This window comes from Bradyrhizobium sp. HKCCYLRH2015 (assembly GCF_051168215.1).
Classification (GTDB): domain Bacteria; phylum Pseudomonadota; class Alphaproteobacteria; order Rhizobiales; family Xanthobacteraceae; genus Bradyrhizobium.
In genome coordinates this window covers 112,236-125,641 of the sequence record NZ_JBNPUO010000003.1, presented here as the reverse complement: position 1 = coordinate 125,641, position 13,406 = coordinate 112,236, and the positions used below count along the sequence as shown (strand labels likewise).

Annotated in this window: 13 protein-coding genes; 1 reads left to right on the top strand and 12 read right to left on the bottom strand. The window is 65.9% G+C overall.

Annotation, left to right across the window (positions count from 1 at the left end; all coding sequences use genetic code 11):
* Positions 1 to 34: 34 nt before the first annotated feature.
* Both ACQR1H_RS08615 and maiA read right to left on the bottom strand, forming a co-directional pair.
* Complete coding sequence (locus tag ACQR1H_RS08615) at positions 35 to 544, bottom strand: MarR family winged helix-turn-helix transcriptional regulator (protein ID WP_315800540.1); 510 nt, start codon at positions 542 to 544, stop codon at positions 35 to 37.
* Entirely contained in the window at positions 534 to 1,166 is a 633-nt protein-coding gene (gene maiA, locus ACQR1H_RS08610) for a maleylacetoacetate isomerase (protein ID WP_434907547.1), read from the bottom strand. The genes ACQR1H_RS08615 and maiA overlap by 11 nt, the downstream gene beginning before the upstream one ends.
* A gap of 102 nt (positions 1,167 to 1,268) precedes the next feature.
* Here maiA and gtdA point away from each other — a divergent pair, with 102 nt between their 5' ends.
* Positions 1,269 to 2,306, top strand: a complete 1,038-nt coding sequence (gene gtdA / locus ACQR1H_RS08605; RefSeq protein WP_316239349.1) for a gentisate 1,2-dioxygenase — start codon at positions 1,269 to 1,271, stop codon at positions 2,304 to 2,306.
* Positions 2,307 to 2,316: 10 nt separating this feature from the next.
* Here the strand turns inward: gtdA and ACQR1H_RS08600 are convergent, their stop codons facing one another.
* The 10 genes from ACQR1H_RS08600 to ACQR1H_RS08555 all read right to left on the bottom strand — a co-directional run bounded on the left by ACQR1H_RS08600 (position 2,317) and on the right by ACQR1H_RS08555 (position 13,219).
* Positions 2,317 to 3,144: an ABC transporter permease gene (locus ACQR1H_RS08600; RefSeq protein ID WP_434886862.1), complete on the bottom strand. Its 828-nt coding sequence runs from the start codon at positions 3,142 to 3,144 to the stop codon at positions 2,317 to 2,319.
* Entirely contained in the window at positions 3,137 to 3,910 is a 774-nt protein-coding gene (locus tag ACQR1H_RS08595) for an ABC transporter ATP-binding protein (RefSeq protein ID WP_434873436.1), read from the bottom strand. The genes ACQR1H_RS08600 and ACQR1H_RS08595 overlap by 8 nt, the downstream gene beginning before the upstream one ends.
* Positions 3,911 to 3,952: 42 nt before the next feature.
* Positions 3,953 to 4,954, bottom strand: a complete 1,002-nt coding sequence (locus ACQR1H_RS08590) for an ABC transporter substrate-binding protein (RefSeq protein ID WP_434907418.1) — start codon at positions 4,952 to 4,954, stop codon at positions 3,953 to 3,955.
* Between the two features lie 106 nt (positions 4,955 to 5,060).
* On the bottom strand, positions 5,061 to 5,522 hold the full coding sequence (locus ACQR1H_RS08585) for a hypothetical protein (protein ID WP_434907417.1): 462 nt from the start codon (positions 5,520 to 5,522) through the stop codon (positions 5,061 to 5,063).
* A gap of 25 nt (positions 5,523 to 5,547) precedes the next feature.
* Positions 5,548 to 6,030 (bottom strand): hypothetical protein, encoded by a 483-nt coding sequence (locus ACQR1H_RS08580; RefSeq protein WP_434907416.1) that lies wholly within the window; start codon positions 6,028 to 6,030, stop codon positions 5,548 to 5,550.
* Positions 6,031 to 6,139: 109 nt separating this feature from the next.
* Positions 6,140 to 6,832 carry an alpha/beta hydrolase family protein gene (locus ACQR1H_RS08575; RefSeq protein WP_434907415.1) on the bottom strand — a complete coding sequence of 231 codons (693 nt, stop codon included), beginning with the start codon at positions 6,830 to 6,832 and terminating at the stop codon, positions 6,140 to 6,142.
* Positions 6,833 to 6,887: 55 nt separating this feature from the next.
* On the bottom strand, positions 6,888 to 8,903 hold the full coding sequence (locus ACQR1H_RS08570; RefSeq protein WP_434907414.1) for a methyl-accepting chemotaxis protein: 2,016 nt from the start codon (positions 8,901 to 8,903) through the stop codon (positions 6,888 to 6,890).
* Positions 8,904 to 8,938: 35 nt separating this feature from the next.
* The gene (locus ACQR1H_RS08565; RefSeq protein ID WP_410051989.1) at positions 8,939 to 9,916 is read right to left on the bottom strand and encodes a TRAP transporter substrate-binding protein; all 978 of its coding nucleotides are present in this window, start codon (positions 9,914 to 9,916) and stop codon (positions 8,939 to 8,941) included.
* Positions 9,917 to 10,096: 180 nt separating this feature from the next.
* Positions 10,097 to 10,741: an NAD(P)H-binding protein gene (locus tag ACQR1H_RS08560; RefSeq protein ID WP_315800549.1), complete on the bottom strand. Its 645-nt coding sequence runs from the start codon at positions 10,739 to 10,741 to the stop codon at positions 10,097 to 10,099.
* Between the two features lie 165 nt (positions 10,742 to 10,906).
* Positions 10,907 to 13,219 carry a Tex family protein gene (locus ACQR1H_RS08555; RefSeq protein ID WP_434907413.1) on the bottom strand — a complete coding sequence of 771 codons (2,313 nt, stop codon included), beginning with the start codon at positions 13,217 to 13,219 and terminating at the stop codon, positions 10,907 to 10,909.
* Positions 13,220 to 13,406 lie beyond the last annotated feature (187 nt).

Sequence of the window (13,406 nt, the reverse complement as noted above, 5' to 3'; positions counted from 1 at the left end):
ACGCCGTCCGCCCGAGAGCCGCGGAGCTCCGCGATCAGCCGGCCTTGCCAAGATGCTCCAGTGCATCCTCGGCGCGCAGCGGCACCCGCGAGACCTCGTTGTTGAGATCGACGAGTTGCGCCAGCAGGGCCATCAGCATCTTGCGATCCGCGGCCTTCAGCGGCGCCAGCATGCGGGCCTGGGCGCGATCAACCGCCGGCATGATCGCACGGAGCAGTGCGCCACCCGTTCTGGTCAGGTAAAGGAGCTTGACGCGCTTGTCCTCGGCCGACGGTTTGCGCTCGATATGGCCCTTGCTCTCCAACCGCTCGATCACGCTGCCGAGCGTCGAACGGTCGAAGGCGATCACCGCCGACAACCGGGTGGCATCGATGCCCGGGTGCGTCTGGATCGCGACCAGCGCTGCGTATTGCACCGGCGTCAGGTCGAACTCCCGGCACTCCTCGACGAAGATCGACACCGCAATCTGCTGCATCCGCCGGAACAGATAGCCCGGCTTGGTGTAGACTGCATCCATCGTGATGTCGGGCGGCCTACTCGGCATCGGGCTGACGCTCCGGAGCAGCATCGGCAAAGGCCGGCAGCGCCTTCGCCGCGGCTTCGACCTGCAGCAGGCGAGGGAACGCTGCGACATCGACGCCGAAGCGGCGTGCATTGCCGAGCTGCGGCACGAGACACAGATCCGCCAAGGTCGGCGTCGCACCGAAGCAGAATGGGCCAGGCTCATGCTTGATCAGCGCTTCGCAGGCAGCGAGCCCCTCGCGGTTGGCCCAGCCTGCCCAGGCCGTGACCTTGTCCTCGGGCAGGCCGAGCTCCCGGAGCCGCGCCAGCACCTTCAGGTTCTGCACCGGATGGGTGTCGCAGGCGAGCACCTGCGCGAAGGCGCGGACCTGGGCGCGTCGCAACGGATCCTTCGGCAGCAGCGGCGGCTCGGGATGGGTCTCGTCGAGCCATTCGATGATCGCAAGCGACTGGATCAACGTGGCGCCGCTGTCGTCCTCGAGCGCCGGAACCAAACCCTGCGGGTTGAGCGCGAGATAGGCGGGCGCGCGCTGCTCGCCCTTGCGGAGGTGATGCGGCAGGTGCTCGGCCGTGAGACCCTTGAGGTTGAGCGCGATCCTGACGCGATAGGATGCGCTGCTGCGGAAATAGCCGTGCAGCTTCATCATGGCAGTCCTCCCGATGCGATAGCTCTGGTTGTATTTGACGGTAATCAAATTGGCAGTATACTGTCAATCAAGAACGACATCTGATCACGGGAGGCGCGCATGGCCGCGGTTTCGACACCGGAGCGCGAGGCGTTCTACAAGAAGATCGACGGCGAAAACATGACGGCGCTGTGGACCGTGATGAGCGATCTCATCACGCCCGAGCCGAAGAGCGCCTGTCGGCCGCATCTGTGGCAGTTCGCGGCGATCCGCGACTATATGATCGAGGCCGGGCGGCTGATCACGGCGAAGGAGGCCGAGCGGCGCGTGCTCATCCTGGAGAATCCCGGGTTGCGCGGGCAATCCAAGATCACCACCTCGCTCTATGCCGGCGTTCAGATGGTGATCCCGGGCGACGTCGCCCCCGCCCATCGGCACAGCCAGTCCGCATTGCGCTTCGTGCTGGAAGGCAAGGGCGCCTTCACGACCGTCGAGGGCGAGCGCACCCTGATGGAGCCGGGCGACTTCATCATCACCCCGTCGATGACCTGGCACGATCACGGCAATGAGACCACCGAGCCGATGTTCTGGCTGGACGGCCTCGACATTCCGCTGGTGCAGTTTCTCGACGCATCGTTCGCGCAGGGCGCGCAGGAGGACCAGCAGAAGGTCGCGCGCCCCGCGGGCGACAGCTTCGCGCGCTACGGACATAACCTCCTGCCTGTCGACGCCAAGCGCAGATCCAGGACATCGCCGATCTTCAACTATCCCTACGTCTATACGCGCGAGGCGCTGGAGAACGCGAAGCGGAGCGAGGAATGGGATGCCTGCCACGGGCTGAAGCTGAAATTCTCAAATCCTGAGACCGGCGATTTTGCGATGCCGACGATCGGCACCTTCATCCAGCTGCTGCCGAAAGGCTTCAAGACCGCGCGCTATCGCTCGACCGACGCGACCGTGTTCACCGCGATCGAGGGCAAGGGCCGCAGCCGCATCGGCGACCAGACCTTCGAATGGGGCCCGCGCGATCTGTTCGTCGTTCCGAGCTGGCAATGGGTCAGCCACGAGCCGGACGAGGATGCGGTGCTGTTCTCGTTCTCGGATCGCCCGGTGCAGCAGAAGCTCGACCTGTTCCGCGAGGATCGCGGCAACGCGTGACGCCGGTCCGTCACCGCCAGCGCAGCAGCCGCGCTTCGAGCATGCTGATCAACCGGCCGACGGCGAGACCGAACAGCGACAGGATCAGGATCCCCGCCATCAGCTGATCGGTCTGCATCAGATTGCCGGCCTGCAGCACGAAAGTGCCGATGCCGGTCTCGGCGCCGATCATCTCCGCCGAAACCACCAGCATCAGCGCCACCGACGCGGTGATGCGGAAACCGGCGAGGATCGATGGCAGCGCCCCGGGCCAGATCACGCGGCGGACGATGGTCGGGAACGGCACGTCGAAGCTCTGCGCCATGCGGATCAAATTGCGCGGCACCGCATCGACGCCGCTATAGACCGAGATCGTGGTCGAGAAGAACACGCCGAGCGCGATCGTCGCGATCTTCGGCTGCTCGCCGATGCCGAGCCAGAGAATCAGCAACGGCAGCACGGCAATCTTCGGAATCGGAAACAGCGCAGAGACGAACGTGATGCCGATGCTGCGCGCAATGCGCCAGAGGCCGATCGCGAAGCCGACGACGATGCCTGTGGCCGTGCCGAGCGCCCAGCCGGATACGATGCGCACGAACGAGGCCGAGACATGCTGCCAGAGCGCGCCGCTTTCGGCCAATCGATACAAGGCGCGCAGGATCGTCAACGGCGTCGGCAGGAACAAGGGATTGACCAGCGCGAGGCTGCCGACCACTTGCCACAGGCCGAGCGCCGCCGCGAGCGCGAGCCAGCCGGCCCAGCGGCTCGCGGCCGGAGTGAAGCCGCCACCCCGGAACGGCACCTTCCGGCTCTGCGCACCGGCGACCTCGGGCGGTTCGGCCGGGGATCGTTCAAGCATTCTGGACCTCGCGCTCGGCATCGATCGCCTCGCTCCGGATCAGCCCCCAGAGCTCGTTCTGCAGGTCCATAAGTTGCGCGCGCACTCCGGCGTCACCGCGGCTGCGCCGCGTCGCCGGGACGCTGACGACCCTCCGGATGCGGCCAGGACGGCGCGACAGCACGACGATGCGATCGGCGAGCCGCACCGCCTCCTCGAGATTATGCGTGACATAGATCGCCCCCATGGTGCCGTCGGCCAGCAGATCGACGAAATCCTCCATCAAGAGCTCGCGGGTCTGCGAGTCCAGCGCCGACAACGGCTCATCCATCAGCAGGATTGCCGGGCGGACCGCCAGCGCCCGGGCAATGCCGACCCGCTGGCGCATGCCGCCCGACAACTGCTTGGGATAGACGGTCCGGAAGTCGGCCAGCCCGGTCCGCTGCAACGCATCGTCGACGGCGGCGGCGCGCTGCTGCGTCGACAGCGATGTATGGAGGAGCGGAAACGCGACGTTATCGGCGACGCTCGCCCACGGCAGCAGCGCGAAGTCTTGGAACACGAACGTCAAGGGATTGAGGCTGCCGGGCGGCGGGGCTCCGCGCAGCAGGGCCTGCCCCTTGCTCGGCTGCAACAACCCGCCGAGGATCGACAGCAGCGTGCTCTTGCCGCAGCCGGACGGTCCAACGATGGCCACCACCTCGCCGGCTCCCACCGTGAACGACACGCCATCGAGCACTTCGAGCGCGTCGAAACGGTGGCTGATGGCCTCGGCGATCAGGTCCATGTCAGACGATCCCGCTGCAGGTCCGCACCGTGCCTGCCTTCATCAATCCGGCTTCACGAGGTCTTTGGCGATGATCGCAGCCGCATCATAGCCCTGGTCCGCGAAACCCTGCGCCTGAAGCCATTTGATCTGGCTGTCGATGTTCTTCACGTCGAGCTTGCCGTCGGGATCGATATAGGCGCAATTGCCCACCACCTGCTCGACCGGCAGGTTGGTGTACTTGCCGATGATCTCCAGCAATGGCCTGGTCTTGTCGTCGATGGCGGCAGTGCCGTCCTTGACCGAGGCGAGCACGACATCATGATACTCGCGCTCGGCGCGCTGAAGCGATGCCAGCAACTTGCCGACCAGGGCCGTGTTGGCCAGCGTCTTCGGCCCGGCGAACACGCCGGAGACCTGCCACGGCGTCTCGTCGCCGACCCAGCCGAGATGTTTGACGGCACCCTCCTCCATCAGCTTGCGCGCGACGGAAACCGGCATCAGCGCCGCGTCGACGGTTTCGCCCTTGATCGCGGCCGACATGTTGGACATCGACTGCAGCGGCACGATCTTCACGTCGCCGAGCTTGAAGCCGTATTTGTCGGCCAGCAGCCCCACCGAGTAGTGAAAGCTCGACCCGACCTGGGTCATCGCCACGCGCTTGCCGGCAATGTCCTTCGGCGTCTTGAGACCTGCCTCATAGGCCTTGTTGCTGGCAAAGTAGCCGATCAGCGGAAAGCCCGGGCGGTCGCGGCTCATGCCGGCGATGATCTTCAACGCGCCCTTGCCTGCAAGGTTGTACAATCCCGCGGTGAAGGCGGTCACCCCGACATCGACGTCGCCCGTGGCCGTCGCCACGGCGATCGGTTGCGCTGCATCGAAAAACTTCAGCTCGACGTTGAGGCCGGCGTCGCGGAAGTAGCCCTTGTCCAGCGCGATGAACACCGGCGCGGACGAGGATAGCCGGAGAACGCCGATCCGGAGCTTGGCGTCGTCGGCCAGCGCAGTGCCGATTGCTACGAGGCTCCAGAGCAGCCCCAGGACGAAGCCAACGCATCGGAACATCACACTCTCCAAGATCTGGCGACCCGCACATCCGGCCCAACGATGACGCCGACTTGTTGCAATATTTCGAGCCTGATGTCGCGCCAAATTTTCAGGGATCGCAGCCTCAGAGGCCGGGCATCTTGCTCCCAGCCGCCTTGGTGCCGGCTGCCTTGGACTCGGTTGGCGTGGTCTCGACTGCCTTGGTCTCAGCGGAAAACCCATCTTCGAACCGCCCAGCTTCACTGCCCGCCCGACAGGTCAAGCCCGACAGAGCGCCGGCCATATTTTTCGCGCGGCACATCCCCTTGGCCGTGAGCTTGCGGATGTCACCATCCACCTTGAAGATGATCATATCGACGGGATAGGCGCGCGCGCTCGCAGGCCACCGTTGTTCGACATCGCCGGGGCTCGAGACGGTCATCATCCCTCCGTCGAGCATCACGAAGTAGAAGCCGGCTCGTCCATCACTGTAGCGCGTATTGAGCAAGACACCCTTGCAGTCGGCGGTCCGGTCCTTTGCCGCGAGTACCACACGGTGGCCGAATGACGACGGGCGACGTCGCGACGAAGCCTCCCGCTGGTTCATCCTGCCTGTGCACAGGGTGACGGCCTCAGAACGTCTGCATCACCGGCTTCTCGCCATTGGACAGAAACAGCCCTTCAAAGCGGCCGATCTCGCTGTCGGCCGCGCATTCGATCAGGTCGGGTCCCTTGAATGGATTGCCGTGGCGGCACTGCCCCTTGGCCATCACCCTGTTGATCGCCGTCCGACTTTGGCCAAAGATCATCATGTCGACCGGTGTGACGAACTTGTCGGGGCCAGGTTGCTCCTGCAGATCGCCACGATTCGAGAACGTGACGATGCTGCCGTCGAGCAAGGTGAAGTAGAAGCCGGTGCGCTGATCGTCATAGTCGGTATTGAGCAGCGCGCCCTTGCATTCCGAGCTGCGATCCTTTCCAGCGACGATGAGCTTCTGGCAAGTTCCCTTCACGGTCAGCATGGCGGTCAACCGGGCATCGGCGAACGATGGAGTTGCAGATTGCATCAGCACGCCGAGCGCACACACCGACACTGCCAACACCGCTGACTTCATCGGACTCCCCTCCCATGCCCTTGAGTACGACTATGCCTCAACCTCTGACGACATGGAAGTTCTATTTTTGTTCTCATATCACTTTTTCAGAAACGGCCGCTGCGGGGCGTCAGCCGGCACGGGCTTCGAGCGCCTGAAGCCACACCGCAAATGCCCCCGTCAATTCGTCCATGACGGCCTGATCATTCCGGCCGGAGCGCGCAGGCACGTGGAAGGCGTGGTCGGCCTGATCGAGCCAATGCAACGTCGCGCGCGGTCCCAGCCGCCTCACGACGGGCGCGAGCAGCTCCATCTCCGCAAGCTTGTCGCGCGTCCCCTGCAGGAACAGCATCGGGACCTCGATCGCGTCGAGATGATCGGCGCGCGCAATGGAGGGCTTGCCGGCGGGGTGAAGTGGAAAGCCGAGAAAGGCGAGCCCGGCCACGCCCGGCAGCGGCGCTGCACTCTGCGCCTGCGACGTCATGCGCGCCCCGAACGACTTGCCGCCCGCAAAGAGCGGCAGCCCCGGACAGAGCCGCGCGGCCTCCGCCACGGCAGCCCGCACCGCGGCGTGCGCGACGGCGGGCGGATCGGGGCGTTTGCTGCCCTTCTCCATGTAGGGAAACTGAAAGCGCAGCGTCGCGATGCCGCGTGCGGCAAGGCTTGCGGCGGCCTGACTCATGAAGACGTGGGCCATGCCGGCGCCCGCGCCATGGGCAAACACGAAACAGGCGCGCGGCTGCGGCGGAGCCATCAACAGCGCGGACACGACGCCCGCGCCGTCGACGGGAAACGCAAGGGAACGCGGCTGGTGCTCGATCATGCCCCAGAGTGTGAGCCTGCGTCCCCTGCGTCAACTCCAGCGACCGGCTTGCGGCTCACGCCGCGGTCCGGATCGTCCGCAGGAAGTCAGCGACATTGCTCCTCAGTGAAGCGGCCTGCTGCTGCAGCGCCGCGGCCGCCGCCAGCGCAGCTTCAGCGCCGGCATCGGTCTGGCCGGCCACATTGCGCACGTCGCCGATCTCCTGCGTCACCGCCGCCGTGCCGCTGGCCGCCTGCTCGACGTTGCGGGCGATCTCGCTGGTCGCGGCCCCCTGCTGCTCGACCGCGGCGGCGATCGCATTGGATATCTCGGCGATCTCCCGCACCGTCGTGCCAAACTGCGCGATCGCGCCGACCGTCTCCTGCGTCGCGCTCTGGATCGTCGCGATCTGGCTCGAGATCTGCTCCGTCGCCTGTGCGGTCTGCGACGCCAGGTTCTTCACCTCGCTCGCGACGATTGCAAAGCCGCGGCCGGCCTCGCCGGCGCGCGCCGCCTCGATGGTGGCGTTGAGCGCCAGCAGGTTGGTCTGGCTCGCGATCGCCTGGATCAGCTGCACGATGGTGCCGATCCGCTCCGCCGCGCTGGACAGCCCGTCGATCAGCTCTGATGTCCGCTGGGTCTCGTGCGTCGCCCGGGTCGACACCGTGACCGAGCGCTGCACCTGGGAAGAGATCTCCCTGATCGAGGCCGCGAGCTCCTGGGTCGCCGAGGCCACGGTCTGCACATTGACGGACGCCTGCTCGGCCCGGCTGGCGACCGCTTCCGCAAGGCCGCGGCCGCGTTCGGCGACGCGTGCCAGCTCGCTGGCGCTCTCGCCCATCTCGGTCGCACGCCCGCCGACGCCGGTGATGACACCCTGCATGCCCTGCTCGAACCGGCCAGCCAGATCGGACATCATGCGGGCGCGCTCGGCCTCCGCAGCTTCACGCTGTGCCGCGGCCTCCTGCTCCATGCGGCGGACAGCAAGCGCATTGTCACGGAAAATCTCCACGGCTCGCGCCATCCGGCCGATCTCGTCGCGCTGTTCACCACCGGGAATCGGCTGATCCAATTCGCCGGCCGCCAGCGACTGCATGCGGTCGGTCATGCCGCGGATCGGCGCCGACACGCTGGCGCCGATCAGCCAGGCCAGCACCGCTCCGAATATCACCGCTGCGGCTGCCGTCACGACGACGGTCTGCTTGGTATCTTCGACCGCGACGCCGGTCCTCGCGGCCTGCTCTGCACGCGCGGTCCCAAGCTGCCGGTTGATCTGGCTGACCTGGGTATCGATCGAGGCGCTCGCCTTGGCGAGTTCCGCCTGCTTGGCGCGCAGGTCCGCGGCCACCTTGATCACATCCTCGAGCGCAGCGGCATCGGCCGTCAGAGCCTCTTTCAGCGCAGCAACCAGCGCCTTCAGCTTGGCATCATCGACACCCGCGATCTCGGCTTCCGTATCGGCAATCGCGAGCTTCGCATAGACGAAGGTGAGCCTGGCATCGTCGGCATCGCCATTCGACAACGTGTTGGTATAGCGCATCACCGCGATGCGAACCGCGTCGACGACGCTGGCCAGACGCAACGGATTCATCAGCGGCTCGCTGCCAGCGCGATTGGCGAGGGCCACCTGGATGCCGCCGATGTTGATGCCGGCAACGGCGCCCAATGCGTCGGTCTTGGTGGTCGCCGCGCGCAGCCGGTCCACGGCCTCGGCCGCGGCAACGAACGATGCGCGATAGGCGGCCAGCGCGCTTCGCACCGGTCCCACGCCGTCAGCCAGCACCTTCAGACGGCCGGACTGCTTCTCGACCTGATCGGCGAGACCGCCGACGGCGTCGATCGCCTTGCTGGCCGCATCCTTGTCACCGACGTTCCAGGTGCGGATGAATCTCTCGACCGCGCCGTTGGCACCGAGCAGCGCGGCGCGCACCTGCGACATGCCGGCGTCCCCGGCCGCGCTGGTGACGAGCTCATCCACGGTGCCGCCGATGCGCCCGACCTGGATCATGGCGAAAACGCCGAGCAACACCAGGAAGCTCAGGATCAGGGCGAAGCCGCCGAAGATTCGCGGGCGGACACCGATCCAAGACATCAGAGAAGACAGTTTCATCGATTTGCCCGGCTGTTTCACGGAGTGGACCTGATGGTGGCGAGCAGCTCCTTGCCGAAGCGCTTCTCGAAGTCGGCATCGAGCGGCCTGACCGCATCGACGAAGGTCTTGCGGTCGAACGTCTCGATCACCTCCATGCCGGCCTTGCGCAACTCATCGAGCTTCTGCGCATCGAGCTGGGCCTGCCAGGTGACCTCCGCAGCCGCCTTGGCGGCGGCAACCAGCGCGTCACGGTCCGCCGCATCGAGATGGTCGAACATCGCGCGGTTGGCGACGAAAGCGATCGGCGCGAAGAAATGCCCGGTGAGCGTCAGATATTTCTGCACCTCGTCGAAGCGATTGGCCGCGATGGTGGCGACCGGATTTTCCTGACCGTCGAGCCGGCCGTCCTTGAGCGCGGCATAGACCAGTGGGAAATCCATCGGCATCACGTCGGCGCCCAGCGCCTTGAAGGTCATCTGGTAGACCGGATTGGGGATGACGCGGATCTTGAGGCCCTTGACGTCATCGACGGTACGGACCGGACGCTTTGAGTTGGTGAGATTGCGAAAGCCCTGCTTGCCGAGCGCCAGCAGCACCAGTCCCTTGTCGGCGAACTTGGCGCCGATCGCGGCGGCGACAGGCCCTTGCGCAACCGCCTTGGCATGCGCGGTGTCACGAAACAGGAACGGGATGTCGAAGACGCCGAGCTCGGGCACCACCGCGCTGGCGATGCCGCCGGACACCACGGCCACGTCCACCGCGCCGCTCCGGGTTGCAGCCAGCACCGCCGCCTCGCTGCCGAATGCGTTGCCCGCACGCTCATCGATGATGAGCCGCTTGCCGGCCAGCGCCTGCAGCTTCACGCGAAATTCGTCCGACCCGACCTGCTGCGGATTCTGAACCTGCGAGTTGAAGACCAGCGACACCATTCGCGGAGACGCCGTCGCCGCTTGGGATCCGAGGAGGGTTCCCACCAATGCCAAGAAACAAAATTCAAGCAGCTGTCTGCGCATGAAACACCGGGCTCGTTTTTCCTCGATGCACAACTAACAGCCAGATATGGTTAAGATGTTAAGACCCCGACAGTCGCAGGCGATGAGCCGTATAACTACGGAGATCGCCGAACCCACCAATCGAATTCGATTTTTCATAAATGGCGAGACCAGGCCGCTACGCAAGAGCGGCAGGCTCGATCATCGGCGCATGGCCCCTGACAGCATCACTCGCTTGCCGGCAACTGTAGGAACAGCCATGAGCAGCGCGTTGGCGACGTCCGCCGCGGCGATGGGCTTGTAGTTCGCCGGGATCAGGAAGCCGATGATGTTGTTCAGCCTGTTGCCCCATTCCTCGCCCGGCCGGCTCGGCTGTCCCAGCTCCGTCCGCGCGCCGACCAGCAGCGAAGGCCGCGCGATCACCAGTCCCTCGAAGGGCAGCGCGGTGAGCTCATCCTCGAGCTCACCCTTCACCCGGCTATAGAAGACGCGCGACGTGCTATCTGCCCCCATCGCGCTGACCAGACCGACGCGCCTGGTGCCGCTCGCGAGCGCGGCCCTGGCGACGGCGAGGTTTGCGTCGTGATCGATGGCGCGGAAGGCGGCCTGGCTCCCGGCCACCTTGATCGTGGTCCCCAGAGCCAGATAGAGCTCGTCGGCCGGCGGCAGGGACGGCAGCGCGGTGAAATCCACGACATGGGCCGTCAGCTTGGGTGAAACGTCAGGGGGCGCACGGCGGCCGACGACGTGCACATGATCCACGGTCGGATCGGCGAGCAGACCGCGAAGCAGCTCCCGTCCCACCAGCCCGGTTGCGCCGGCCATGATCACGGTCCGGTTCGTCATGCGCGGTCCCCACTCACAACCCGCCGACCAATGTACGCGTGGCCGCGGAGATAGGGAAGGCGGCAACGACACGACGCCGAATGCCACGACGCCGAATGCCATGGCGCCGCAGAGATGGCGCCGCAGACGAGACATGCCCTCCGCGGCGCCTCATCACCATCCGCCTCAGGCGCCCTTGCGCCGCTCCGCGGCCTTGGCCATCGCCGCGGCGAACGCGCCGCCGCCGGACGGCTTCTCCTCACGCGTGGTCATGCGCCCCGCAGGCGGCCGTGCGCTGGTCCGCTTCTCGCCCTTGGCCGGCAGCGGATCGGACAGCCGAAGCGTCAGCGAGATGCGGTTGCGCGGCACGTCGACGTCGAGCACCTTGACCTTCACGACCTGCCCCGGCTTCACCACCTCGCGCGGATCGTTGATGCGCTTCTCGGACATCGCCGAGATGTGGATCAGGCCGTCCTGGTGCACGCCGATATCGGCAAAGGCGCCGAAAGCCGCGACGTTGGTGATGGTCGCCTCCAGGATCATGCCCGGCTTGAGATGGGTGATCTTCTCGACGCCCTCCTGGAAGGTCGCGGTCTTGAATTCCGGACGCGGATCGCGGCCCGGCTTCTCCAGCTCCTTGATGATGTCGGTGACCGTCGGCACGCCGAAGCGCTCGTCGGCGAACTTCGCCGGATTGAGCGTCTTCAAGGTCTTGGTGTCGCCGATCAGCACCTTGATGTCGCTCTTTGTCGTCTCCAGGATCTTCTTCACGACCGGATAGGATTCCGGGTGCACGCCGGAGGCATCGAGCGGGTTGTCACCGTCGCGGATGCGCAAAAAGCCGGCGCACTGCTCGAACGCCTTCGGACCCAACCGCGGCACCTCCTTAAGCTTGTCGCGGGTCGGGAACGGACCGTTGGCATCGCGATGCGCGACGATGTTCTGCGCCAGGCTCTCGCCGATGCCCGACACCCGCGCCAGCAGCGGCGCCGAGGCGGTGTTGAGATCGACGCCGACGGCGTTCACGCAGTCCTCGACGGTGGCATCGAGCGCGCGGGCCAGCTCATACTGGTTGAGATCGTGCTGATACTGGCCGACGCCGATCGAGGCCGGCGGCACCTTGACGAGTTCGCCGAGCGGATCCTGCAGGCGGCGCGCGATCGAGACCGCGCCGCGGATCGAGACGTCGAGATTGGGGAATTCCTTGGCGGCGAACTCCGAGGCCGAATAGACCGACGCGCCGGCTTCCGACACGATCGCCTTGGTCAGCTTGAGATCCGGCTTCAGCTTCATCAAATCGTTGACCAGCTTCTCCGTCTCGCGCGACGCCGTGCCGTTGCCGATGGCGACGAGATCGATGCCGTGCTTCACGCAGAGTTGCGCCAGTGTCAGCATGCTCTCGTTCCACTGCCGCTGCGGCTCGTGCGGATAGATCGTGGCGTGATCGACGAACTTGCCGGTGCGGTCGATGACCGCGACCTTGACGCCGGTGCGGAAGCCGGGATCGAGCCCGAGCGTGGCGCGGCCGCCGGCGGGGGCGGCGAGCAGCAGATCGCGCAGGTTCGCCGCGAACACGCGCACCGCCTCCTTCTCCGCCTCCTGCCAAAGACGCATGCGGATATCGAGCGCCAGCGAGGTCTTGATGCGGGTGCGCCAGGCCCAGCGCACGGAGTCCGACAGGAACTGATCGGCGGGGCGGCCCTGGCGCGAGATGCCGAACGTCACCGCGATGCGGTTCTCGTACAGCGACGGATCCTTCGAATCCTCCGGCTCCCCATCGCCGAAATCGAGCTGCAGCACCTCTTCCTTCTCGCCGCGCAGCATCGCCAGGATGCGGTGCGACGGCAGCTTGGTGAAGGGCTCGGCGAAATCGAAGTAGTCGGCGAACTTGGCGCCCTCGGTCTTCTTGCCATGACGTACGGACGATTTCACCGCGCCGCGGGTCCACATCTCCTCGCGCAGCGAGCCGACGAGATCGGCATGTTCGGCGAAACGCTCGACCAGGATCGCGCGCGCGCCGTCGAGCGCGGCCTTGACGTCCTTGACCGGATTGTCGCCGTCCTTCTTGATGAACGCCTTGGCTTCGACCTCCGGCGCCTTCATCGGATCGCCGATCAGCATGTCGGCAAGCGGCTCGAGCCCGGCTTCCTTCGCGATCTGCGCCTTGGTGCGGCGCTTCTCCTTGAACGGCAGATAGATGTCCTCGAGCCGGGCCTTGGTGTCGGCGGTCGCGAGCGCCAGCTCGATCTCCGGCGTCATCTTGCCCTGCGACTTGATGCTCTCGATGATCGCGGTGCGCCGTGCATCCATCTCGCGCAAGTAACGAAGCCGCTCCTCCAAGGTGCGCAGCTGCGTGTCGTCCAGCATGCCGGTCGCCTCCTTGCGGTAGCGCGCGATGAACGGCACGGTCGCGCCGCCGTCGAGCAGGTCGATCGCGGCCTGGACCTGGGCATCCCTGACGGCGAGCTCAGCGGCAATGATGGAGGCAAAATTCGACACGGTGTTCTTCCGAGATTCGTGACGGGGCTGATTGGATAGGAGTGCACGCGCGCCAGCGCAAGCGGCTGGCGGACGCTCTGTGGGCAACCGTGGCAAAAAAGACCGGTTGCGAATCATGTAAAACGCTGTCGCGACCGGGCCATCGCGTTGCACATGCGGCGCAAATCACTGATTCTTGCAGGTTGAG